Source organism: Desulforhopalus singaporensis, from assembly GCF_900104445.1.
GTDB lineage: Bacteria > Desulfobacterota > Desulfobulbia > Desulfobulbales > Desulfocapsaceae > Desulforhopalus_A > Desulforhopalus_A singaporensis.
This window is the reverse complement of sequence record NZ_FNJI01000006.1, coordinates 36,231-61,117: the sequence shown is the minus strand read 5'-3', so window position 1 is coordinate 61,117 and position 24,887 is coordinate 36,231. Positions and strand designations below refer to the sequence as shown.

Below are 24,887 nucleotides of genomic sequence, written 5' to 3'. Positions count from 1 at the left end.
CCAGCTCCCTGTCATAACACAACGTTACGATACACCGCAAACTTCCTGCAACAACCGAAAAGTTTTCAGTGTATCAGGTTTTGTTCCATGAATCAGACGATAACACACAGCACCGCACCCTTTGCCACGCTGTCGCCGCTTGCGAACTTGATATCCTGAACGGTGCCGTCACACGGTGCGGTGAGACTGTTTTCCATCTTCATCGCTTCAAGCACGAGTACAGTATCGCCTTTTTGCACTTTATCGCCGACTTTTTTCTCGTAGCTTACGATCATTCCGGGCATTGGTGCAACAAGCAGAGTTCCGTCTGCGGGGGCTGCGGCTCTTTCCTCTTTCGGCTCCGGTTTTTTCGCGGCAGGTGCCGGTGCAGGGGCAGCAGCGACTCCGGGATTGGCCTGGGCCGGGGCGGCCACCGGTACCGTCCTGACATCCCCGGTCGGGTCCACCTCCACGCTGAAGTATTCGTTGTCGACAAATACGTTGAAGGTTCTGATATTCTCAGATTTCTCAGGGGTATCCGGTTTTGCCTCGACCAGTTGACCGGCCTTGGCCTTTTTGATGAGCTCATCCTTTTTCTTCACATCTTCAAGGGTGATAGGCTTGACACTTGCCGGCGGCTCGGATTTGCCATATTTCCATTCGAGAAACTTTTTGCCGGTAACAGGAAACTGAGCATAAAGGATAAGGTCATCCATATCCACCGCCAGGTCGCCGATCTCTTTTTTGGCCTTATCCAGCTCCGGCTCCAGAACCTCGGCGGGCCGGCAGGTGATCGGGTCCTCGCCCCGCGCGTAACCCTTGAGCGCCTTTTTCTGTACTTCAGGGTCGATCGGCACCGCAGTTTTGCCGTACAGCCCGTAGCAGAGATCCTTCACCTGACCGGTGATCATCTTGTACCTCTCATCGGGAGTATCATGCAGCACATTGTTTACCGTCTGTACACCTACTATCTGGCTGGTCGGGGTAACCAGCGGAATCTGGCCGAGCTCTTTTCGTACCCGCGGCAGCTCTTTATACACCTCATCGATCTTGTCCAGTGCATCCATCTCGCGAAGCTGGTTGACCAGGTTGGACAGCATACCGCCCGGGGTCTGGTGCAACAGCACGTTGATATCGATAATAGACACCTTCGAATCGTCGAGCAGATGCTTGTATTTGGGAAGGATCTCCTTTTCGAGCACCTCATTGATCCGGGCTAGCTTACGGATATCAAAACCGGTATCGCGGTTGGTCCCCAAAAGGCTCATCACCAGCGGCTCCACCGCCGCATGGGATGTCCTGTATGCGTACGGCGTCATACAGGTGTCGACGATATCGACCCCGGCCTCGATTGCCTTCAGGTGAGTCATCGGCGACATCCCGGAAGTAAAATGGCTGTGCAGGTGGATCGGTACCGAGACAGCTTTTTTCAAAGCCTTGATCAGCGGATAGGCGTCGTACGGCGACATCAGTCCGGCCATATCCTTCACGCAGATGGAGTCCGCCCCCATACCCTCGAGGTCCTTGGCCTTGGCGGTATAGTAGTCGAGGTTATATACATCCCCGCCGAGTCTCGGCTCGGTAAGGGTGTAGCAGATACATCCCTGAAAATGCTTTCCGCTTTTCTTTATCTGCTTAACCACAGTCTCGAAGTTCCGGTAATCGTTCAGAGCATCAAACGTCCTGAACACATCCATGCCGTTCTCGGCAGCTCTGTCGACAAACGCGTAGGCAAGGTCGTCGGCGTAATTCCGGTAACCGACCAGATTCTGCGCTCTTAGCAGCATGGAAAAGGGGGTTTTCTTGATATAACGCTTTAAAGTGCGCAGTCTCTCCCAAGGGTCCTCATTCAAAAACCGGTGCATCGTATCGAAGGTTGCACCACCCCAGGTTTCGATAGCCCAGAACCCGACTTCGTCCATCATCTCAGCAACCGGTATCATATCTTCGGTACGTCCCCGGGTAGCAAACAGGGACTGGTGCCCATCCCGCAGGGAGAGATCCATAACCTTCAGGGGATTATCTGCTTTTGGCCGGTCTGCATCATAGTTAACCTGGGTCATCTTTACTTGATCGCTCATTCTGTATCTCCTATTACCTCACCACATTATCATACAAATCTGTTTCAAAAGCGGGTAAATGTCCTTAACTGAATCAATCTCCGCATTGTCATCATTTCATGGCGACCACTATGTCCCCATGCACTGTACTGAGCTCCGCCGGCTTTCGGCACAGCTGCCTGCTGCTCCTCAAGCGCTGCTGCCTCTTCCTGCTCGAGAAAGAGACTGACAGCGGCCAGGGCGGCGGCTTTCTTCTTATTTTTTCCTGCCATCAAATCACCCGTTGATTTTTTTTTGCATCTTGTCACAGGATAGAGCTTTTTTACAGGGTGACACAACGAATTCTTTTCTCCTCCCGGACAGGCCGGAAAACAGTATCTCGTTATGAACTGTATATGGCGTAATCCGTATCCTGCCCCAGGATCCTGTCTATTTCGGCCTGGACTTCATTTCTTTTCGGGCTGTTCACCCACTTGTTCCAGTCCTCCACCGACCGCCAGGTGCTGATCACCATGCATTCATCCTTTTTATCGATTCTTGCAAGGGTCTCACCGGAGATGTAGCCTGGCTGTTCAAGGGTGAGCGTACGCAATTTCTTGAGAAGTACAGTCAGCTCAGCCATGTTGTCATTGTTTATTTTGCGCTTTATAAAAATTTTAACAGACATTCATCTCTCCTTGTATGGTCACCCGCAGCTTCGCGGTTACAGGGGAATATTTCCATGTTTTTTCATGGGGTTGGTATCCCGTTTATTATCCAGCAGCCCAAGCGCCTTGATAATGCGCGCGCGGGTATTTGCCGGCTCGATGATATCGTCGATATATCCTCTTTGCGCTGCAACCAGCGGGTTGGCAAACTTATCCTGGTACTCCTGTTCCTTTTCAGCGAGATAGACTTTGGCGTCATCGGCAGCTTTTGCATCGCGGCCATGAAGAATGGCCGAGGCGCCTTTTGCCCCCATTACTGCAATCTCGGCGCTCGGCCAGGCGTAATTTATATCTCCCCGGAGATGCTTCGGGGACATTACGCAATACGCACCACCGTAGGCCTTGCGCGTAATTACCGTAACCTTGGGTATGGTGGCTTCGGCAAAGGCGTAGAGTATCTTCGCCCCGTTTCTTATCACACCCCCGTACTCTTGGGCGGTGCCCGGCAGAAATCCGGGAACATCAACGAAGGTTACCACCGGAATATTGAAGCAGTCGCAGAAACGGACAAACCGTCCGCCCTTTACCGATGACTCTATGTCAAGAACCCCGGAAAGATGGAGCGGCTGGTTGGCCACAATACCGACCGGCAGTCCGCCGTAACGGGCAAATCCGACGATAATGTTGGGTGCAAAATTTTCCTTGATCTCAAAAAAATCCCCGTTGTCGACGGTCTGACAGATAACCTCCTTCATGTCGTATGCGGCATTAGGATTGTCAGGTACAATCTCGTTGAGTCTGGGCGACGTCCTGGTGATGGGGTCGTCAGTCGGTATCACCGGGGGATTTTCCATATTGTTCTGGGGCAGAAAGGAGAGCATCTTTTTGATGTATTCGATTGCGTCCTGTCCCGACTTGGCAGCATAATCACAGACCCCGCTTTTGGTCGAATGCATCTCCGCACCGCCCAGCTCTTCGGTAGTAACATCTTCATGAGTGACCGATTTAACGACCTTGGGACCAGTGAGAAACATGTAGGATTTATGCTGCACCATTATGACAAAATCGGTGAGCGCCGGAGAATAGACCGCACCCCCGGCACAGGGACCAAAAATCGCCGAAATTTGCGGAACAACCCCCGAGGCCATGACATTTCTCTGGAAAATATCTGAAAATCCCGCAAGGCTCTCGATTCCTTCCTGAATCCTCGCTCCTCCGGAATCACCAAGGCCGATTACCGGAGCGCCGTTCTTCATCGCAAGGTCCATAATCTTGCATATCTTCTCAGACATCGTCTTGGACAGCGAGCCGCCCAGTACCGTAAAATCCTGGGCGTAAACGTAAACCGTCCGCCCCCCCACGGTCCCATGGCCAGTCACCACACCGTCGCCGAGGTACTGTTTCTTTTCCATCCCGAAATCAGTACATCTGTGCACTTTGAACATGTCAAATTCTTCGAACGAACCTTTATCGAGCAACAGGTCTATTCTTTCGCGGGCGGTCATACTGCCCTTGGCATGCTGCTTGTCAATCCGATCTTGACCACCACCGAGCCGCGCTTCGGCTCTGAGTTTCATCAACCGGTCAAGTTGTTCATTGGTTTTCATCATCTCTCCTTGAAACAATATTTCACAGTACCTGTTCTAAAACCAGCCGAGCTGCTGGAACTTATCACGAGAATGCTTCTTTACAGAGCTTGCCCAGCGTTCCGAGATCTTCACAGACATAAAGCCCCGCCCGCTGCATGGCTTCAATCTTTGCCGCCGCAGTTCCCTGTCCGCCACTGACAATGGCCCCGGCATGCCCCATCCGCCGTCCCGGAGGTGCGGTGAGACCTGCAATAAAGCCGACCACCGGTTTTTTCATGTTGGCCTTGATCCAGGCGGAGGCCTCTTCCTCGGCATTACCGCCAATTTCCCCCACCATAACCACCGCTTCAGTCTGCGGATCCTCGTTAAATGCCTCCAGACAGTCGATAAAACCGGTGCCGTTAACCGGATCCCCGCCTATGCCGACGCAGGTCGTCTGGCCAAGCCCTACCGCGGTAAGCTGGTGAACCACTTCATAGGTCAGGGTTCCTGACCTCGATACCACCCCTACCGGACCGCCCGGGGTGTGGATGGCTCCGGGCATGATCCCTATCTTACACTCACCTGGGGTAATGATTCCCGGACAGTTGGGGCCGATCAGCCGGCTTTTCTTGACTGCAAGATAATTTTTCACCCTGAGCATGTCCATTACGGGAACACCTTCGGTAATGCACACAATAACATCCATGTCGGCATCCACCGCTTCAAGAATGGCATCTGCGGCAAATGGCGGTGGAACCAGGATCATTGAAGCATTTGCCCCGGTAGCCTTCTTGGCATCCGCGACGGTGTTATAGACTGGCACACTGTCCATGGTCTGGCCGCCTTTTCCTGGGGTTACTCCTGCGACCACATTGGTTCCATACTCTATGCACTGCCTGGTATGAAACTGCCCTTCTTTGCCGGTTATACCCTGAACGAGAACACGTGTTTGGGAATTTATTAGAATGCTCATCTTTTTCCTTTGCAGTTGATATACCTGATACTCCACTTCATTGCCAGGCAAGGCGTCGCCCGCTAATTGACAACGGTGGCCTATCAGCTGTTTTGTACAGTGATAACAATATTTCTGATACCTGTTCTGCTCCGCGATAACCGCTCGACAAACCAATAGTTGACACTTGCATCCCCTTGGTCTCTTTCATAAAGCCAAAATTCACTTTTTCTGTTTCGGTTATGATTGTGTTAAACAGTCGGAAATTGCGCGGTCCAGGTTATGTCAGGCAACGATTTCAGCTACTTTTTTTGCAGCGTCGGCCAGATCGGAAGCGCTGATCAGGCTCAGCCCCGACTCGCTGAGAATACGCCGTCCTTCCTCAACATTGGTTCCTTCCATACGCACTACCACCGGCACCGACAGCTTGACCTTTTCTGCAGCCTGCACCACCCCCTGGGCCAACACGTCACACCGAAGAATTCCGCCGAATATGTTGATAAGGATTCCCTTGACCTTTTTGTCGCTGAGTATGATTCTGAACCCGTTTTCCACCATCTCGGCGTTGGCCCCGCCGCCCACGTCAAGAAAGTTGGCCGGTTCCGCACCTGCCTGCTTTATGATGTCCATGGTTGCCATGGCCAGCCCCGCTCCGTTCACCATGTTGCCCACGTTGCCATCGAGATTAATGTAATTGAGGTTATACTTGGCAGCCTCAGCTTCGGCCGGGTCGTCTTCATTGGGATCATGCATCTCCACCACGTCGGGATGCCTGTACAACGCATTGGAATCGATATCGACTTTGGCATCAAGGGCGATAATCCTGTCATCTTCCGTTATAATCAGCGGGTTGATCTCGACCATCGAACAGTCATAATCGACAAACAAATTGTACAGATTCCGCAAGACACCAGCAAACTCCTTCATCACCGACTTTTCAAGCTCAAGGCCGAACAGTACCTGCTGCACATGGTAGGATCTGATTCCGGTAACCGGATTGATCGCCACCTTGATGATTCGTTCTGGTGTTTTTTCCGCAACATCTTCTATGTCCATCCCTCCGTCCTGGCTCGCAACTATGGTTATCGTGGCGGTAGCACGATCAGGGATTATGGAGAGATACAATTCTTTTTTTATCGCCACTCCTTTTTCAACCAGGACCGTCTTGACCAGCCTGCCCTCAGGCCCGGTCTGCTTGGTGACAAGGGTCATTCCCAGTATAGCTTCAGCAGCTTTTTTCACATCCTCACTGCTTCTGGCAATTTTAACCCCTCCACCCTTTCCTCGTCCCCCGGCATGGATCTGGGCTTTTACGGCAACGGGCAATCCCAGTTCCTTGGCAGTTTTTTCAATTCCCTCCACTGTTGTCGCGACACCGCCTTCAAGAGTAGGAACCTGGTATTTACGAAACAGTTCCTTGGCCTGATATTCATGGATCTTCATAGAAATTTGTCCTAAGAAATCGGAGTGGGATGAGCCCTACCCCTTAAGATTAGAAAAACAGGGCAACCGGTCACGGGAACAGTTGCCCTGACGATCGATTTACTTCTTCACATATCCCATCTTGGTCAATGTTTCGGTAATCTCATCCAGGATGGCCGGATCATCGATTGTCGATGGCATCTTGTACTCTTTGTTGTTGGCAATAGCTCGCATGGTGCCCCTGAGAATCTTCCCTGATCTCGTCTTCGGCAATCTTGGCACCTGACAGGCGTCACGGAAACAGGCGATCGGGCCAATGGATTCGCGCACCATCTTCACAAGCTCGTCCTTGATCTCCTCACCGCTGCGGGTAACTCCGGCCTTGACGACAAAGAAACCCACAGGCAGCTGCCCCTTGAGGGAATCATTTGCACCGAACACCGCACATTCGGCAACATCCGGATGATTGGAGATAATCTCCTCCATGGCTCCGGTGGAAAGACGATGCCCGGCCACGTTGATAACATCATCCATCCTTCCCATGACATACACGTAACCATCCTCGTCCATATAGCCGCCGTCACTGGTTTCATAATAACCGGGGAACTTTGTCATATATGACTTGACAAACCGCTCCTCGTTGCGCCACAAAGTCACCAGGGTTCCCGGCGGCAACGGAAGCTTGACTACGATATTACCCTCAGTACCCGCAGAAAGCTCTTCGCCTTCGTCGTCAACTATTTTGACGTCCCATCCAGGCATAGGCTTGGTCGGCGATCCCTCCTTGACCGGAAGCTCTTCGATCCCGCGGCAGTTGCCGACAATTGCCCAGCCGGTTTCCGTCTGCCACCAGTGATCGATGACCGGTACCCCGATCAGATCTTCCGCCCAGTGCAACGTGTCAGGATCGGTTCTTTCCCCGGCAAGATAAAGACAATCAAAACATGACGTATCGTACTTGGCGAACAACTCGCCTTTCGGATCTTCTTTTTTTATCGCCCTGAATGCCGTAGGAGCGGTAAACAGGCACTTCACCTTATGCTCTGATATCACTCGCCAGAAAGCACCGGCATCCGGGGTCCCGATGGGTTTGCCCTCATAGAACACAGTAGTGGCCCCCTGGATCAGGGGCGCATACACGATATAGGAGTGCCCCACGACCCACCCGACATCGGACGCGGACCACCAGACTTCTCCTGGATTTATGTTGTAGAGATTCTTCATAGTCCAGTTCAGGGCCACAGCATGGCCGCCATTGTCCCGCAGGACACCTTTGGGCATGCCGGTTGTTCCGGACGTATAAAGGATATAGAGAGGGTCGGTGGCATCAAGCTCAACACAGTCCACCGGCTTACTATTGGCCATCAATTCGTTCCAGTCATAGTCGCGACCGTCAATCATACTCGCAGAGACAAAGTCACGCTGGAACAGAACCACCTTGTCAACAATGTGGGTGGACTGTTCGATGGCGCTGTCTACCAGTGGCTTGTACTCAAGGGTCTTGGCTCCCTCAATGGCGCCGGACGCCGTAATCAGTATCTTGGGTTGAGCATGGTCTATACGGATGGCAAGCTCGTGGGGAGCGAATCCTCCGAACACCACCGAGTGCACGGCGCCCAGGCGGGCGCATGCGAGCATGGCGATTGCGGCCTCAGGTACCATCGGCATGTAGATAACTACGGTATCCCCTTTCCCCACCCCCAGATCGGCAAGCCCGCCGGCAAAGGTCGAGACCTGATCCAACAACTGTTTGTAGCTTATTTTTTTGATGGTCTTGGTAACAGGACTGTCATAGATAATTGCAGTCTGGTCAGCTCGGCCATTAGCAACATGACGATCGACAGCATTGTAGCAGGTATTCATTTTCCCGCCTTGAAACCATCTATAAAAAGGAGGATTAGAATCATCCAGAACTTTTTCAAACTCCTTGAACCAGGTGATTTCTTTGGCCGCTTCTCCCCAAAACGCTTCAGGATTACCTATGCTTTGCTGAAATACTTCTTCAAACTTTCCCATAATCGCTCCTTTTGCTTTGTTTTATAGCCATCCACCTTACCTCCATTGTTCTGTATACTTCATCAATAGCCAATCTTCAAGGGATAAATTTAACATTGTTACTCATGCGCAATAACAGCTTTCGGCAAAAATAATATTATTTCCTTTACATACAAATAGTTAGATAATTTTTTATTATTTCTCGTTTTTTTCATGCCAAACCATATTTATTTCCTTTGAAACCGCATTACAGCTATTATCTAACAATTATATTTACGTGTATTATCATCACCTTAACACTTGCAAAACCTAACAGTGCACTCAAAAAAAGAACATTGTTACTCCATTAAGTAATATCTAAAATCGATGTGATTTGAAGATTAAAAAATTCTGATCATTCCGCCATGCGGAGCGGCTCGCCGAAGAGCAAGATCTGAAAAGAGTAACACATTGTAATTTTGAGGTTATATATTTGAGCTGTTTCGCCCGGTGAAAACATGCAGAACAGGTTGCTTTTTACCTGTTTTTTTTTGATATAGGCACCCATGTTTCCAGAAAAGCAAAACTGTTCTGTATACAATATACGCAAACACCCGGACCATTTAAAACAAAAATCCGGGCCAATATCACCGGCGGTGGATCCGCCCCGGCTCCCGACTGTCGTCACTAATCCGATTCCTGACCGTTTTTACTTGCGCTTGCTCATTAATAGGTATAATTTTAAGCACATAGTAAGTTCATATGACGAAGACAGCCAAAGCTTGCCAATACCCGAAGCACACGAACGGGTTTAGAATCAGTGATTCACAACTTTTAACGGTTCCAAAGGTGACAAGGAGCAGACAATGCCAAGCAGAGATTACTGGGCGGACTCTTATCTGGAGAAATCGGTATCGGCGGATGTTGCAATAAAACATATTCGGTCCGGACAGCGGGTTTTTATCAGCTCGGGATGTGGAGAACCCCAGAAACTAATAAAAACCCTGGTGGAACACACCAACGATTTCAGCGGGCTGGAAATCGTCCGTCTCCTTGGCCAGGAGACCTCCTCTCTGACGGCAATTGCCGACAAGACCAGGGACACCAACCTCAATATCCGCTCCATCTATCTCGGCTCCACCGGACCGGAAATGATTGCCAGGCAGCAGCGCTTCATAACTCCCATGAACATGTCAGATGTCCCGATGCTGTTCACTACCCGTAAATTACCGCTGAACGTGGCTCTAATCCAGGTTTCGCCGGCGGACGATTTCGGCTGGATGAGTCTTGGCATATCAGTTGATGTGACCATGGCGGCGGCTCGCTCCGCAGATTTTGTCATAGCCCAGGTCAACCCCAAAATGCCAAGGGTCATGGGACAGAGTTTTATCCATGTCAACGATGTCGACCTGCTGGTCGAATATGAAGAGGAACTGCTTACAGTTCCCACTACCAACCTCTCTTCCGAACGAGCCCAGAAAATGGGTAGTCATATTGCCAGGCTTATCGAAGACGGCGCAACCCTTCAGCTAGGCCTTGACGCGATTTCTCAAGCCACCATGCAGGCGCTTTCCAACAAGAACGACCTCGGTATCCATTCGCAGTTTTTTACCGAAGACATCATGCATCTGTATGCCACCGGAAATATTAACAACAAAAAGAAGGGATTAAACGAGGGCAAGATGGTCTCATCTATGGCCGTTGGAAGTGCCAACCTCTATGAATTTCTCAACGACAACCCGGCCATCGATTTTCATCCCTCGGATTACGTCAACGATCCGTTTGTCATCGCCAGGCACAACAAAATGGTCTCCATGAATGTTGCCAAAACCATGGACCTGACCGGTCAGGTATCCGCCGAAGCATCTGCGGCGACCAGATTTGCAGGGGTGTCGGGAATTCCCGATTTTGTCCGGGGGGCGAGGAGATCTCCCGGTGGAAAATCGATTCTGATGCTTTTTTCCACCTATGAAGACGACTCCGGCCTCCATTCCAACATAGTCCCACAGCTCAACGATACGGTGACCGTAGTTCCACGCGGGGACGTACACTATGTGGTGACCGAGTACGGCTCGGTGAATCTTTTTGGAAAGTCGATCCAGGAAAGGGCTATGGCCATGATCAGCATTGCTCATCCCTCTTTCCGCGAAACGCTCTTTGAAGCCGCTAAGGAACGTGGATTTATAGGTCCGGAGCGAACTCTCGGCGAAGCCGCCCGGGCGGTCTACCCGGTCCAGCTTGAGGAAATCTATGAAATTAACGGTGAAACGCTGCTCATCCGTCCGGCCAAACCGGTGGATGAACGGCGCATTCAGGAGCATTACTACAGCCTGCCGAAAGAAGACGTGCTGACGAGATTCTTCTGCCAAAAAACCATCTTTGCCCGTAACGAGATGGAGACACGTTTCCATGTCGACTACGTCAAGGACCTGACACTGGTGGCTGTGGTCGGTGATTTCGGTTTCGGCCGAGTGGTGGGTGTTGCCGAGAGTATGAAGCTGGAAAATGAGAACATTGCGGAAGTGGCTTTTTCGGTGAGTGAGGACTACCAGGGGAAGGGACTGGGAACGCTGTTCATCAAAAAACTTGCCGCAGTGGCCAGAGAAAACGGTATCAGCGGGCTCATGGCATACACTTTCCCGAGCAATAAAGCGATGATCAACCTGTTCAAGACATTGCCGTACAAGGTCAACACCGCTTTTGAGGACGGCGACCTGATACTGACCTGCAAATTCAACCAGCTGGCCGACTGACCTGAGTGTTACACCAGAGATCAGGTGGCAACACTCGCTAACAAAAAATTTGCTGTTTGCGGTATCAGTAAAAATATGCCCCGGTGTCTACACCACCGACCGCTCTTTTCCTTCAGCGCCGGGGCTGCCACCGTGGTCGTCGACGTTGGTGCCGGGTAGTTGAAACCTGGATTTACAATTTACCCGCGGCAGCGCTGAACTCTCCTTCGGCCAGCTGGCGCAACCCGCATGACCCGCAGAATTTTTATTGACGTAAAAGCCTTCCGCGTTTTTTAACCGCAGTCAGATATGGAGCATAAAATCGGTGACTGCGCGGACAACAGGATTAAAAAACGCTCCGACTCCCTGATACCCCGAGATCCTTATAAGCAGAAAAGAGATCACTACCAGAAAAGGACCGCCGCTTTGCAGCAACTGCATTCCCCTTGTTTTCATCACCTTTTCCGGCAACAGTGCAGCCACCAGTCCAAAACCTGGAAGCGGTGGAATAATTAACAGTCCGTACAGTGCCATGGTTACATTGACCACCACAATTGCGCTGAACACCTGGTCTTCTACACCCCACCTCCCGAGGATCCACACAATACTTGCGGCTATATTGGCCATCAGGAGATTGGCAACCGGCCCTGCACAACGGCTCAGAAACAGAAACAGCCGCGGATATACCTTAAAGTTTTCCTTGTCTATCCGTACCTCTTTTGGCCAACCGAAGCCGGCTACAAAAAAATTTATAGTTCCCAGCAGCGACAGATGAAGGAATACGTTGAAATGGAGCCGATCTTTTTTCCCGGCAACCGCATCACCCAGCAAAGTCGCCACAAACCCCTGCCCTTCGGCACTGACCATTACCGCTGTCAACATGGCAACACCCATGATAACCATTTCCTCGGGAACGGCCGGGCAATATTTGATAAGATAGGGGAGATAAAATTCTTTAGCCATGGCACGTATGGGGGTGGATCATCCGGGTTCTCCGGATGGTTCCTGAACATTTATGGTTACGGCCTGTTTCCTTGTATTTCTACAGTAACACGAGAACCGCAAAACTGTTTTTATTACAATCTGTATCGCAAACAACCCGAAAACTGAAAATGGCGGGAGCCTCGGGACTCCCGCCATTTGGCGGCCGGTGGATGGAGATTAAGTTGTCGCCGCCATTTTTCAGTGGTTACCCAACCATTTTCTGGATTTCCTCGACAATCTCGGGGTTGGCCAGGGTCATGACGTTGCCCACATCCCCTTTGTTCGATATCGCGCCAAGGACCCTTCTCATGATTTTACCCGACCGGGTTTTCGGCATATCGGGCACAATCCATACGTTCCTGCACTTGGCAATCTTGCCTATTTCAAAGGTGATGGCATCTGCCACTTTCTGGACGAGCTCGGGGGACGCTTCATACCCCGGCTTCAGCGACACATACAGTTCAGGCTCTTTCCCCTTGACTTCGTGATTCACCGGCACCACGGCGGCTTCCGCCACCTCGGGAACGGTCAGCGCCGCCGACTCGATCTCCTTGGTTCCCAGTCTGTGTCCGGACACATTTATCACGTCATCGATCCGGCCGAGAACCCTTACATATCCATCTTCGGACATCACCGCGGCATCGCCGGTCAGATAGGGCCAGTCCCTCCAATCCTTGCTGTTCGGGTCCTTGTTATACATGCCGAAATAGGTATCAACAAACCGCTGCCTGTTGCCCCATATGGTCTGGAAGCACCCCGGCCAAGGATTCTGGATGCAGATATTTCCTGCTTTACCGGCGCCCTTAATTATTTCGTTGCCATCCTCGTCAAAGATAATCGGATGAATTCCCGGAACCCCCGGACCGGCGCTTCCGGGTTTCATCGGCTGAAGACCGGGAACTGTCGAGCAGAGGAATCCGCCCGTCTCGGTCTGCCAATAGGTATCGACGATCACCGCCTTGCCTTTTCCCACCTCCTTTTCGTACCACTTCCACACTTCGGGTTCAATGGGTTCGCCCACGGTTGTCATATGCTTGAAGTGGAAGTCATACTTTGCCGGCTCATCAGGACCGACCTTCCTTAACGCCCTGATAGCTGTGGGTGCAGTATGGAAAATGTTCACCCCCAGATCCTGAGCAATCCTCCATGAACGTCCGGCGTCGGGATAGGTGGGGACACCTTCGTATATGACCGTTGAGGCGCATAGTGCAAGGGGGCCGTAAACGATGAACGAGTGACCGGTTATCCAGCCGATATCCGCCATGCACCAGTACACATCTTCAGGATGGATGTCCTGAATATACTTCGACATTGCGGTAACATAGGCGAGGTACCCGCCTGTTCCGTGCTGCGCCCCTTTGGGTTTGCCGGTAGTTCCGCTGGTATACATGAGAAACAGCGGCTCCTCGGAAAGCATCTTTTCCGGCTCTACCCTGGCCCCGTAATATTTTTTCAGTTCATCATTGACGACAACATCGCGCCCTTCCACCAGCGGCGCGTCGCTCGACATCTTGCCGGGATAACGCTGCCACACAAGCATCTTGTCAACTTTCTGGCCATCCTTTTCCGCCAGCTCACACGCTTCGTCGTCCACCGCTTTATGGTTCAGCAGTTTGCCGGCCCGGTAGTAGGCGTCCATGGTGATCAACACCCGACTGTTGGAGTCTACGACCCTGTCTGCACAGGCGCTTGATGAAAATCCGCCAAAAACAACCGAGTGAATAACCCCCAGGCGGGCACAGGCCAGCATGGTGATCGGCAATTCTGCCGACATCGGCATATGGATGGTCACCCTATCGCCTCTTTTCAGTCCGGCGGTCTCTTTCAACAGCGCTGCAAACTCATTGACACGAACATAGAGCTCCTGATACGTCATATGATGGACCGGTTCATCTTCGAGTTCGGGTACAAAATGAATTGCGGTCTTGTTCCTGTTTTTTGCCAGGTGACGATCGATGCAGTTGTAACTGGCGTTGAGTTGTCCGCCCCTGAACCATTTCCAGCAGGGCGCGTCGGAGGTATCAAGAACTTCATCCCAGTACTTGTACCAGGTCAGCAATTCGGCAAACTCGGTGTAATAGTCCGGAAAATTTTCAAGACTGAAACGATCGAAAACAGATTCGTCAGTCAAGTTGGCCTGAGCGATAAATCCGGGGGAAGGATAATAATACTCTTCTTCTTTCCAGTGTACAGCAATTTCCGCTTCAGAAGTTTCAACAGTGTTCTTGTCGCTCATAAATGTAGCTCCTTATGTATGACCCTCTATCATTAACAGGGCCGCAAGCAACCATCCCTGCGGCTCTTGCAAAAACATATCATCCAGAAATCTTTTGGGTATTGCTCAGGCAGAAGCTTTTTCCGCCTCCAGCTCGGTTGCGTGCAACGGCCGTCTGGTCAACTGGGCCAGGATTACTCCAGCCACAAGCAAAGCTCCTGAGATGTAGAACGCGTAATTCAGGCTTCCTGTTATATCCTCAATAGTCCCGCCAAGACGTGCCATGAAAAACCCGAGTCCCCAGCCCATAAAAACCAGGCCGTAATTCATGCCGAGATTTTTCGGTCCGAAGAAATCCGAGGTAAAGGAAGGCATCAGGGCAAGGCCTCCGCCATATTGCCAGTAGGCAATCCCGACCGCGACAAAAAGCAGCAGCAGGTTCTGGGTACCGATAATATAAGGCAGTGAGAACAAACAGATAGCAGAGATACCACAGTTAAGGCAATAGGCGTTCAGCCGACCGATCTTATCTGAATAAAATCCCGTCCCAACACGACCGGCAGCATTGACGAACCCGCCGTAGGAGACCAGCAGCCAGGCGTTTGCAGCAAAGAAAGGCATTCCCTGTGCGGCTCCCACCATCAACCCCTTGGCATTGGCAATAATCAGGAGCCCTGACTGAGTGGTGAGAATAAACATTATGACCAGGGCATAAAACTGCCATGTCCTGATAACCTCAGACGCTTCCCAGTTGGTGATTGTTGAACTCGCAGTAGCCACGTTTGCACCGGCAAGAGTTGGCGGTTTATAATCTTCAGGCGGAGTTTTCAGCAACTGCCCGGCAACGACAACAACCACCGCAAAGAAAACACCGAGGCCGACGAAACTTCCGGTAATGCCGAACTTATTGATAAGAAACTGACCCAGATACCCGATATAAAGGGCAGCTCCACCGTACCCACCAACCACTATACCGGCGATGAGCCCTCTTTTGTGGGGGCCAAACCACTTGAGTGCTGCGGGAGTCGGGGCAGCATAACCTATTCCCATACCTATACCCCCGAGAACACCAAACCCGATAACTATACCAAGATAGCTTTTCATCATACCAGCTACGATACATCCGGCTGCCAGGGTAAGCCCGCCAACCGTTGCTCCGAAACGCGGGCTGATCGTATCCTGTATCCGCCCTCCGGGGATCATCAACAGGGCGAAGATAATGACACAAAGAGAAAACGGTGTTGCCGCCTGGGCGTTGGTCAGGTATGTCCATCCTACATTCATTCCTGTCATTGCCTGGCCCGCCAGATCCACATTTACAAGAGCCGATTTCCAGATACTCCAGGCATATAGAATTCCCAAACAGAGATTGATCGACATACCGGCAAAGACGGTTATCCACGCTTGAGCCGGTACGGATTGATTTTGTTGCGACATCAGATTCTCCTTTTGAAATAGTGATAAGACATTGTCAACCACCCGTCCTCACATCAGCCCAATATACTGATTGGCTTAAGAAACCTCAGTACGGGTGACCGAATTGGTTCACAATGAAATGCTGTTTCACTTTTCATTTGCGGCGCTGGTTTTTCCTGTTTTCCTCCTTTTCCGTTAAGTTTATTGTTATGGGCCTGTTACCTTCTATTGGTTTTTTATTTTGAAACTTCTAAGTGATTTCACTGAAAATGTCGCTAACACACTGTAACTTCAATCGTAATTACTTTGTATCAATTTTACTTATCAAAAAATAAAAATTTACTCAAGGCAAAAACCTTGATTCAATACATTCGTCATTCATTAATTAGAGCATTCTAAATAAGTTCCACAGCCCGTATTTCACTGAATAACATAACAATATCTAATTGTTAGAAGATATAACTACAATATTGTAGCACCACATTGTAGTGATAATATCAGAGCCGAAATCGAATCCCCGACGACAACACTTTAATAAAACTCTTTTACCCTACCCTAACTACCATATTTCACGAAAACGATTCCGCTTTTACTTTTTCCAACCTGATGGCAGCTGTCTCCTCGCCATTCCACCCACGCACCAGTGCGACAATTCTCTATAACAATAATTCTCGGCGAAAAACAAACCTCCGCCCATTGCACCACCCCTCGTCCCCGGCACAGAGGTCTACCCCGTCAACATGCGATACAGATTCACCAGCTTCAGCGGCAGGGATGAGACGTTATCGACGACGACATAATTTGACCGGCCGAACATATGGGGCAGATATTGCTGCGCCTGCTTGTCGACGGTTATGCAGAAAACATGAATTCCCATCCCCTTTGCCTCCAGCAATGCTTTTCTGGTGTCCTCGATTGCGTACCGGCCTTTATAGTCGTCATAATCTTCAGGCTTGCCGTCGGAAATTACCACCAGCAACCTGACCCTGTTCTGCAGATTCATCATTTTCTTCGTCAGGTGGCGGATCGGAGGTCCCATCCGGGTGAATTCCATCGGCTTCATAGCGGCAATCTTCTGTTCCACCTTCAAGCTGTAAGGTTCTGTAAATTCCTTTATATTGTAGAATTCACTTTTCAAGCGGCGCATACCGGAAAATCCGTAAATTCCGTAAGGATCGCCGGCAGCCTCCAGGCTCTGGGCAAGCAGAACCAGCGATTCCTTGATCGCTGTTCCCACCCACCCTTCGGTCGAGTTTGACATATCGACAAGAAAACAGGTCCCGACATCCCGCTCATCCCGAATAAGCCTTACAAAAAGCCTGTCGCTGGGAACAAGTCCCGCGCGCACGTCGCCAAGAGCATCGATCAGCGCATCGAGATCAATATCATCGCCGTGCCGCCGTCTACGCGCATACCGCTCCCGACTCCTCAGCATCTCGAACCTGTATTTCAGTTTTTTCAACAGGGGCGCATACCTGGCCAGGATATTTACGACAAACTGTGATTTCACCCCCGTCAGGGGCTTCTCATAAAGGGTGCACCAGTCTCTCCGGTAACCGGCTCTCCGGTAGTCCCATTCATCGTAGACAAATTGCGACCGCGGCGGTGCTGCCCGGTCGACACCACCGCCGCCTTCCTCTAGACGGTGTACTCCATGCCCCGCCATACCGACCGCGGCCTGCACGTAAGCTTCAGGCACCACTCCCAGATCATTTTGTATCCGATTCATCGTCGCAACAAGTTCGTCCGAGAGCTCAGCCGATCTGTTATCTATGACTAGCCGGACCGCTCGTTGCCGTCTGGTGCTTTTTGCTTCACTTTTCTGCAGGACAACCGCCAGTTGACCTTCTATCTGTTTTGCTAATTTTTTGCTGTCGGCCTGCTCCGGCCCCGCCCCGGTGGTCGCCTGGTTGAGATGGTCGGCAAGCAGAAGCACAAATTTTCCCCTGTCATCACGCCTTGTTTTCCTGATTTCTGCAACACCGCCTCTAAAATCGAGCCGGCCAAGTAGCAGTTCACCACTGCCAAAGGTCAGTGAACCGCCGATGTCGGCAATCTTGGGATAGAATTCAGCCATAAGTGACAACGCACTCTTTTTGATCCATTCTCCCCCCGCCAGCAATTTACCCTCCGGCAACCATTGGTTACAACCGGCCGACAACCGTTCGCCTGCACCTGTCGCCCCGACAAGCAGCCCGTTCATGACCTGTGCCAGCGGTTCGCTCTCAAGCCTGGGGAACAACTTATCTACCAGGTGGCCCACTATTGACCTGGAGTCCCGGAAAAGTCCCGGCAAATCGAGTTTTACAAGTTGGTAGGCCCTTAAGAACTGCAGTACCCGCAAAAGATCCATTGCCTTTTTTCCATCATCAACACCGGACAACACAATCTGTTCTATCCTGTCCAGATCACCGGCTGTACGGGATATATCGGTTATTTCACGATACAGACCGGTTTCAATGTTTGCCCACTGCAGCGCCGCCAGCAGTTTATACACCAGCCTGTTGGCGTCCAGGTCCGTAAAAAACTCAACGCTGTCCGGCAGATACACTTTAGAAGTATCGGTGGCAGGCAGATCGGCAACCCCGAGTTCATAACGCTTTCCACCGATTCCGTTGAGAAAATGGGTCATCCGGGCCCCGATGTCGTCAAGACGGACCAGTGCGGGCTCACGTTGGCGGACGAGATGGTGCTCGACATCGGCCATAAATTGGCGCGCTCCCGAAAGTCCTTGTTTTTCATAAACATCGAGCAGACAGCGTATCCAGTCTCCTAGCCGCTCCCGGGGAAGGCTCTGCAGGGCCGGTATAGCTTCCGTCATATAGGCAATACAAAGGCTGTGGCTGACGGGCCAGAGCACCTCGACCTGGGACAACACCATCTCGCGGCTGCCACTGTCAAGAAGTTCAAGTCGATCGAAAATCTCGGTTATTTCCCACTCATTTGGCCAGGCAGGCAGAACGGTCTCGTAGAATTTCTGTTTCTGGGCTTTAATTTTAGAACCGGCCATAGCGGTCCCTCTCTGTCTGGTATCTGGATCCCCGCTAAAACAGAGAAGTGATCATATCATCCATTGCCTCCAGAAGCTCAGGGTCATCGGTGAGACTTTCGATTACCCCGGCACGACAGGCGTCAACTGCGCAGATTCCTCCCTGCATCAGCTTGACGGCCTGAATAATCAGCCTGGTGGAAGCTCCCTCCGGCAGGCCAGACTCCTTCAGGCTCCTGGTCATTGCCGCTAGTTTCACCATCTTCCGACTGAGTCCTGGATCACAGCCACTTTCCCTGCCCACGATCTCAGCTTCCAGCTCCGGGTCCGGATAATCGAAGTTCAACGACACAAAGCGCTGTCTGGTCGAAGGCTTCAAATCTTTAGTGACACTCTGGTACCCGGGATTGTATGAGACGGCGAGCATGAAATCGTCCGGCGCCTTATACAGTTTCCCAAGTTTTTCAACCGGCAGCTCCCGCCGGTCATCGGTCAGTGGGTGAATCACCACCGTGGTATCTTTTCTCGCCTCGACGATCTCATCAAGATAACAGATCCCCCCGGCACGCAGGGCCAGGGTAAGAGGACCATCCTGCCAGACCGCCTCGCTTGCCTTGACAAGATACCTGCCGACCAGATCTGACGTCGAGAGATCGTCATGGCAGGAGACGGTGATGAGCGGGCTTTTGAGTCTCCAGGCAAGATATTGCATAAAACGGGTTTTACCGCAACCGGTCGGCCCTTTCAGCAGCAGCGGCAACTGGTTGGCCTGAGCTGTTAAGCCGATCTCCACCTCATTGGACTGTGCCATATAGAAAGGCTCCTTCTCAATGAGGTGTTCGTCAATGTTATACTCAAGGGTGTTGGTCATAATTTTTCTCCCATTGCATACCACAAAGTGTATGACACCTGCGGACAATGGGCAAGGCACCGAAAAAAATCCGACCCTGTTAAGCGTTTACCACCGCCCCCTTGTTCTATACCTCATCAGTCATCGAGTTCCACTGTGATGAAAAGATAATTCTATGGCTCCCGGCGGTAAAATAGCGTATTGTACTTACTCTCAGGCCCAAGGCGCCTCGCTCCTGGTCCGGCCCACTTGCTCAGATTCATCCTACTTCTCAGGACTCATGAACGTTTTTGAAAAGATATACTCGGTATTTGCCATCTGTTTTGCCGCCATCCTGATCCTCGCCCTGGCCGTATACCCCGAACTTCGCTACGCCAACCGGCTTATCACGCTCTGCAGTGTGGGGTTCGTCATTAATGTCGGTCTTATGTTCATTGTATTACGGGATATTTTTTATCGACCCTTTTCTCCGATATCCCGGAAATACCTCTGGCTCACCCTGGTACTGCTGATATGGCCTACAATAATATATTACCTCCCCAGGTACGGGTTCAAACCAAGATGCTAAATCAGTGGCACCGCCGACCGAAAAGCCATGGCCATGATTCACGGCTCTTTTTTGCTCCTGCGGTCGTTCCTTTCTTGACAACACCAGCAAATCGAAGTATTTTTCATCTCTTTTGAGCTCCGGTTGACAGGCAGTTTGCTTTCTGTTGCCGCCAAACGGTTATTTTTACGCACTTTTGACATTTTTAACAGACTTAATCAACCAAGATCTGTGTGGCACGACATTGTCGTTTATAGGACTTTTCTGATTGCAATAACAAATTATGTTTGAAAATTTATCTGACAGACTTGAAGGGGTATTCAAAAAACTTCGAGGCCACGGCAAACTTTCCGAAGAAAACATAGCAGAGGCCATGCGCGAAGTTCGCACAGCCCTGCTGGAGGCTGATGTCAACTTCAAAGTAGCCAAGGATTTTGTTGCAACCGTAACCCAGAAGGCTGTCGGCAGAGAAGTCTCCGGGGCACTGTCCCCCGGGCAACAGGTTATCAAGATTGTCCACGAAGAACTGGTTGAACTTCTGGGCGGAGTAACCGAGCAGATTGAACTTGACGGCAGACAGCCGGTGGTCATCATGATGGCAGGTCTTCAGGGTTCTGGGAAGACGACCACCTCCGGCAAACTCGCCAAGATGCTGAAGGCGAAGGGGCGCAAACCTTATCTTGTTCCCGCCGATATTTACCGACCGGCCGCCATTGAGCAGCTGCAGGTACTCGGCGAGCGTCTGGAAATACCGGTACACCCTTCCACAACCGACATCAAGCCGGTCGAAATCTGCCACCAGGCCCTGAAAGAAGCCGAAGTACGAAACTATGATACACTGATAATCGATACAGCAGGGCGACTCCACATAGATGAAGCCCTGATGGACGAGCTCAAGGAAATTCAGGCGGCTATTCCACTTTCAGAGGTTCTGTTTGTTGCCGATGCAATGACCGGACAGGACGCAGTCACTGTCGCCGACAAGTTCAACAGCGACCTTGAAGTTTCCGGCATTGTTCTCACCAAAATGGAAGGTGATGCGAGAGGCGGGGCTGCGCTCTCCATCAAGAATATAACCGGTAAACCGATAAAATTCGTCGGTATCGGCGAAGGACTTGACGACCTGGAAGTATTCCATCCGGAGCGGGTCGCCTCCCGTATCCTCGGGATGGGAGATATTCTCACCCTGATAGAAAAAGCCGAGGCGGTTGTCGATAAAAAAGAAGCCGACAAAATCGCCAAGAAGCTGAAAAAAAACAAGTTCACCCTGGAGGATTTTCTTGACCAGATTCAACAGATCAAGAAAATGGGATCTCTGGATCAGATTCTTGATATGGTTCCGGGCATCAGTAAGCTGAAAAAGCTCAAGGACGTGCCCAAGCCGGACGAGAAGGAGCTTGTTAAAACCGAAGCGATCATTCGCTCGATGACCATCAAAGAGCGAAGAAATCATCAGATGATCAACGCAAGCAGAAGAAAACGAATTGCTGCCGGCTCCGGGACAACCATCGGCGATGTCAACCGGGTGTTGAAAAGCTATTCGGAGATGTTGAAAATGATGAAGAAGATCAGCGGTAAACCCGGTGCTATAACCGGAGTTAAGAGACGCAAGATACCTAAAGGTATGAAAAGAAGATAGTTCGAACCTGAAGACTGTACTTTTCAGAATTACAGGACCATAAATAAGAATAATTAAACCGGAGGATTAACCGGAATGGCAGTACGTATTCGTCTAACTCGACTTGGCAGAAAAAAACAACCGTTCTATCGTATTATCGTCGCTGACAGTGAAAGCAAGCGCGACGGCAAATTCCTTGACGTCTTGGGAACCTATGATCCTCTGCAGGATCCGGCGGCGATCAAGATAGATGAGACCAAGCTGCAGGACTGGCTTGGCAAAGGCGCCCTTCCGACAACTACCGTAAAGAGCCTGCTCAAAAAAGCTGCTGGATCAGAACAGTAGAGATGGAAGAACTGATTTCCTATATTGCCAAATCACTCGTCGACGACCCGGATGCAGTCCAGGTCAAAAGGAGTGATGAAGACGACACTGTCACGCTCGAGTTGACAGTCGCCCAGGGAGATCTAGGCAAGGTAATCGGCAAACAGGGCCGTACGGCAAGAGCCTTGCGGTCCGTTCTTGCCGCGGCGGCGGAAAAAGAGAATAAGCGCTCCCGTCTGGATATTGTCGAATAACGGTTTTGTTGCAGATGGGTGAGAATTTTCGTTATCCCGAAGACACGCACCTGCTGATAGGCAAGATAGCAAAGCCACACGGCCTCAAGGGAGAGCTCAAGGTTGTCTCTTTTTCCGGTCAGCCTGAGAGGATAGCAGACTATCCGGAGCTTGTACTGGTCAACCGTGACGGTCGTTTATCTGTGCCCCTCAAGCTTGCAAGCTGCAGGCCCCAGGGAAAAAACGTGGTGATTGGTCTTGAGGGCATATCAGATCGCCAGGGGGCAGAAGAGACGGTCGGCGCAGGGGTGCTCGTTGCCAAGAAAGATCTGCCCGAACCAGAGGCGGGAGAATTCTACTGGCATCAGTATGTCGGCAAGAACATCACTGACAGAGACGGCAATTATCTGGGCAAAGTGGTTTCGTTGTTTAATAACGGTGCCCAGGACGTAATCGTGGCCTCTGACGGCAACGACGAATTTTTCGTCCCGGTTACCAGGGAAATCGTTGTGAGCGTATCTGAGGAATGTCTGATTATCGATCCGCCTGAGGGACTGATCGAGATCAACCGGACTTCACTCTGAGACCCGGAACTGTCGTGCGATGATTTTTGATATTATCACTATTTTTCCTGAGCTTCTGCAATCTCCTCTTCAGGAAGGCATCATCCGAAGAGCGCTGGCGAAAGAGCAGATAGAGGCAAATATCATCAATCTCCGGGACTTTGCAAGCGACCGTCATCAGATGACGGATGACCGCCCTTTCGGAGGAGGCGAAGGGATGGTGATGAAGGCCGAGCCTCTTGCCGCAGCGGTCAGGTCAAGGACAGGGAAACACGCAGAAGCCACTGTTGTTCTGTTGACCCCGCAGGGGCGACCCTACACCCAGCGGGTGGCTGAGGAATTTGCCGGCAGAAAGCACCTTATCCTGATATGCGGGCGATACGAAGGAGTTGATGAGAGGTTCGTCGATCATTATGTCGATGAAGAGATCTCCATCGGCGACTATATTCTCACCGGCGGAGAACTTGGCGCCATGGTAATTATCGATTCGGTTACCAGGCTACTGCCGGGTGTTCTCGGTTGCAGCGACAGTGTAGCAAAAGACAGTTTCAGCAGAAGCCTTCTCAAGCATTCTCAGTACACCAGACCGAGATACTTTGAGCAGGTGGAGGTGCCGGAAGCGCTGCTTTCCGGAGACCATGCCAGGATAGAAAAATTTCGTTTTGTGGAATCGGTCAAAAAAACCATGAAGAGACGACCCGACCTGATCGCTGCAGAAACGTTTACCAGTGAAGAAAGAAAACTGCTTAAGCAGCACAACCTGCTTGACAGGATAGAACAAATCAAGACCAAAGCAGGACCGACGGGATGAACAGCCGCGTAAACGTACATCTGGCGCTGATACACCATCCGGTCATGAACAAGAACAGGGAAACAATAGGTTCGGCAGTTACCAACCTCGACATACATGATATCGCGAGGATGGCAAGAACCTACGGCGTGCTGAATTATTTCATTGCCACCCCCTATTCTGATCAGCACCAGCTCGTGGAGGAAATTCTCCAACACTGGCGTGACGGGCACGGTGCCAGATACAACCCGGCAAGGAAAGAAGCCCTGGCAATCGTAAAGCTTGCCAACTCGCTTGCGGAGATTAGGGAAACAGTTGCAGCTCAGTACGGCAAATCACCGCTGGTGGTAACTACCAGCGCGCTTGAACAGAAAAACAACGTGAGTTATGCGGAGTTAAGAGATAGAATTGCAGATGGGGAACATATCCTGCTGCTGTTCGGCACCGCTCACGGCCTTGCACCGGAGATAATGAAACAGGCGGATATTGGTCTGCCGCCGATCAAGGGCGGCACAGATTACAACCATCTCTCGGTCCGGTCCGCCTCGTCAATTATTCTTGACAGGCTGCTCGGATCCTGAAACCATTAGGAATAACCCAAAAAACAATTAATCTGGGTCATTAACACTGATACCTCAACCTATAAAAGACGTTATGAGCACAATAATCGAAAGAATCAATCAAGAACAGCTGAGGATGGACCACCCGGATTTTCGTCCGGGCGACACCATAAAAGTACATATCCGTATCATCGAGGGCAGCAAAGAACGTGTCCAGGTGTTTCAGGGGGTGGTCATCAAGCGCAAACGCGGTACCATGAACGCCACCTACACCGTCCGCAAGATCTCCCACGGAGTCGGCGTTGAAAAAACCTTCTCTCTGCACAACCCGCGAATTGAGAAGATCGAGGTAGTAACCCGCGGGCGGGTACGTCGGTCCCGTCTCTACTACCTGCGCAAGCGAACCGGTAAGGCCGCGCGTATCAGGGAGCGCGGACTTATTCGCTAATCTGGCCGACCAG

Annotated in this window: 21 protein-coding genes; 9 read left to right on the top strand and 12 right to left on the bottom strand. The window is 51.1% G+C overall.

Annotated features, from left to right (window positions below; all coding sequences use genetic code 11):
- Positions 1-92 precede the first annotated feature (92 nt).
- The 7 genes from BLQ17_RS05345 to BLQ17_RS05315 all read right to left on the bottom strand — a co-directional run bounded on the left by BLQ17_RS05345 (position 93) and on the right by BLQ17_RS05315 (position 8,647).
- Positions 93-2,060, bottom strand: a complete 1,968-nt coding sequence (locus tag BLQ17_RS05345) for a pyruvate carboxylase subunit B (protein WP_092220556.1) — start codon at positions 2,058-2,060, stop codon at positions 93-95.
- A 44-nt stretch (positions 2,061-2,104) separates the two neighbouring features.
- On the bottom strand, positions 2,105-2,311 hold the full coding sequence (locus BLQ17_RS05340; protein WP_092220554.1) for a hypothetical protein: 207 nt from the start codon (positions 2,309-2,311) through the stop codon (positions 2,105-2,107).
- A gap of 110 nt (positions 2,312-2,421) precedes the next feature.
- Positions 2,422-2,706, bottom strand: coding sequence for an antibiotic biosynthesis monooxygenase family protein (locus BLQ17_RS05335; RefSeq protein WP_092220552.1), 285 nt, complete (start codon positions 2,704-2,706; stop codon positions 2,422-2,424).
- 36 nt (positions 2,707-2,742) lie between these two features.
- Positions 2,743-4,293: an acyl-CoA carboxylase subunit beta gene (locus tag BLQ17_RS05330; protein WP_092220550.1), complete on the bottom strand. Its 1,551-nt coding sequence runs from the start codon at positions 4,291-4,293 to the stop codon at positions 2,743-2,745.
- A gap of 64 nt (positions 4,294-4,357) precedes the next feature.
- Positions 4,358-5,230, bottom strand: a complete 873-nt coding sequence (gene sucD, locus BLQ17_RS05325) for a succinate--CoA ligase subunit alpha (protein ID WP_092220548.1) — start codon at positions 5,228-5,230, stop codon at positions 4,358-4,360.
- Positions 5,231-5,494: 264 nt separating this feature from the next.
- Positions 5,495-6,652, bottom strand: coding sequence for an ADP-forming succinate--CoA ligase subunit beta (gene sucC / locus BLQ17_RS05320; protein ID WP_092220546.1), 1,158 nt, complete (start codon positions 6,650-6,652; stop codon positions 5,495-5,497).
- A 99-nt stretch (positions 6,653-6,751) separates the two neighbouring features.
- Entirely contained in the window at positions 6,752-8,647 is a 1,896-nt protein-coding gene (locus BLQ17_RS05315) for a propionyl-CoA synthetase (protein ID WP_092220544.1), read from the bottom strand.
- Between the two features lie 824 nt (positions 8,648-9,471).
- Here BLQ17_RS05315 and BLQ17_RS05305 point away from each other — a divergent pair.
- The gene (locus BLQ17_RS05305; protein WP_092220541.1) at positions 9,472-11,358 is read left to right on the top strand and encodes a GNAT family N-acetyltransferase; all 1,887 of its coding nucleotides are present in this window, start codon (positions 9,472-9,474) and stop codon (positions 11,356-11,358) included.
- A gap of 282 nt (positions 11,359-11,640) precedes the next feature.
- On the opposite strand, the gene BLQ17_RS05300 is transcribed toward BLQ17_RS05305, so the two are convergent.
- From BLQ17_RS05300 to BLQ17_RS05280, 5 genes are all read right to left on the bottom strand, one after another.
- Positions 11,641-12,300, bottom strand: coding sequence for a site-2 protease family protein (locus BLQ17_RS05300; protein ID WP_092220539.1), 660 nt, complete (start codon positions 12,298-12,300; stop codon positions 11,641-11,643).
- A gap of 226 nt (positions 12,301-12,526) precedes the next feature.
- The gene (acs, locus tag BLQ17_RS05295; protein ID WP_092220537.1) at positions 12,527-14,557 is read right to left on the bottom strand and encodes an acetate--CoA ligase; all 2,031 of its coding nucleotides are present in this window, start codon (positions 14,555-14,557) and stop codon (positions 12,527-12,529) included.
- A 105-nt stretch (positions 14,558-14,662) separates the two neighbouring features.
- The gene (locus BLQ17_RS05290) at positions 14,663-15,973 is read right to left on the bottom strand and encodes an L-lactate MFS transporter (protein ID WP_092220536.1); all 1,311 of its coding nucleotides are present in this window, start codon (positions 15,971-15,973) and stop codon (positions 14,663-14,665) included.
- Positions 15,974-16,679: 706 nt separating this feature from the next.
- Entirely contained in the window at positions 16,680-18,962 is a 2,283-nt protein-coding gene (locus tag BLQ17_RS05285; RefSeq protein ID WP_092220535.1) for a nitric oxide reductase activation protein NorD, read from the bottom strand.
- A 34-nt stretch (positions 18,963-18,996) separates the two neighbouring features.
- Entirely contained in the window at positions 18,997-19,812 is an 816-nt protein-coding gene (locus tag BLQ17_RS05280) for a CbbQ/NirQ/NorQ/GpvN family protein (protein ID WP_092220533.1), read from the bottom strand.
- 259 nt (positions 19,813-20,071) lie between these two features.
- Here BLQ17_RS05280 and BLQ17_RS05275 point away from each other — a divergent pair, with 259 nt between their 5' ends.
- From BLQ17_RS05275 to rplS, 8 genes are all read left to right on the top strand, one after another.
- Positions 20,072-20,359, top strand: coding sequence for a hypothetical protein (locus BLQ17_RS05275; protein ID WP_092220532.1), 288 nt, complete (start codon positions 20,072-20,074; stop codon positions 20,357-20,359).
- 262 nt (positions 20,360-20,621) lie between these two features.
- The gene (gene ffh, locus BLQ17_RS05270; RefSeq protein ID WP_092220530.1) at positions 20,622-21,977 is read left to right on the top strand and encodes a signal recognition particle protein; all 1,356 of its coding nucleotides are present in this window, start codon (positions 20,622-20,624) and stop codon (positions 21,975-21,977) included.
- 75 nt (positions 21,978-22,052) lie between these two features.
- Positions 22,053-22,301: a 30S ribosomal protein S16 gene (rpsP, locus tag BLQ17_RS05265; RefSeq protein ID WP_092220528.1), complete on the top strand. Its 249-nt coding sequence runs from the start codon at positions 22,053-22,055 to the stop codon at positions 22,299-22,301.
- 2 nt (positions 22,302-22,303) lie between these two features.
- Entirely contained in the window at positions 22,304-22,534 is a 231-nt protein-coding gene (locus BLQ17_RS05260) for a KH domain-containing protein (protein ID WP_092220526.1), read from the top strand.
- A gap of 14 nt (positions 22,535-22,548) precedes the next feature.
- A complete protein-coding gene (gene rimM / locus BLQ17_RS05255) occupies positions 22,549-23,097 on the top strand; it encodes a ribosome maturation factor RimM (RefSeq protein ID WP_092220524.1) in 549 nt (182 codons plus the stop codon).
- Between the two features lie 19 nt (positions 23,098-23,116).
- The gene (gene trmD / locus BLQ17_RS05250) at positions 23,117-23,887 is read left to right on the top strand and encodes a tRNA (guanosine(37)-N1)-methyltransferase TrmD (protein ID WP_092220522.1); all 771 of its coding nucleotides are present in this window, start codon (positions 23,117-23,119) and stop codon (positions 23,885-23,887) included.
- Complete coding sequence (locus BLQ17_RS05245; RefSeq protein WP_092220520.1) at positions 23,884-24,447, top strand: RNA methyltransferase; 564 nt, start codon at positions 23,884-23,886, stop codon at positions 24,445-24,447. The genes trmD and BLQ17_RS05245 overlap by 4 nt, the downstream gene beginning before the upstream one ends.
- A 73-nt stretch (positions 24,448-24,520) precedes the next feature.
- Entirely contained in the window at positions 24,521-24,874 is a 354-nt protein-coding gene (rplS, locus tag BLQ17_RS05240) for a 50S ribosomal protein L19 (RefSeq protein ID WP_092220518.1), read from the top strand.
- Positions 24,875-24,887: the final 13 nt, after the last annotated feature.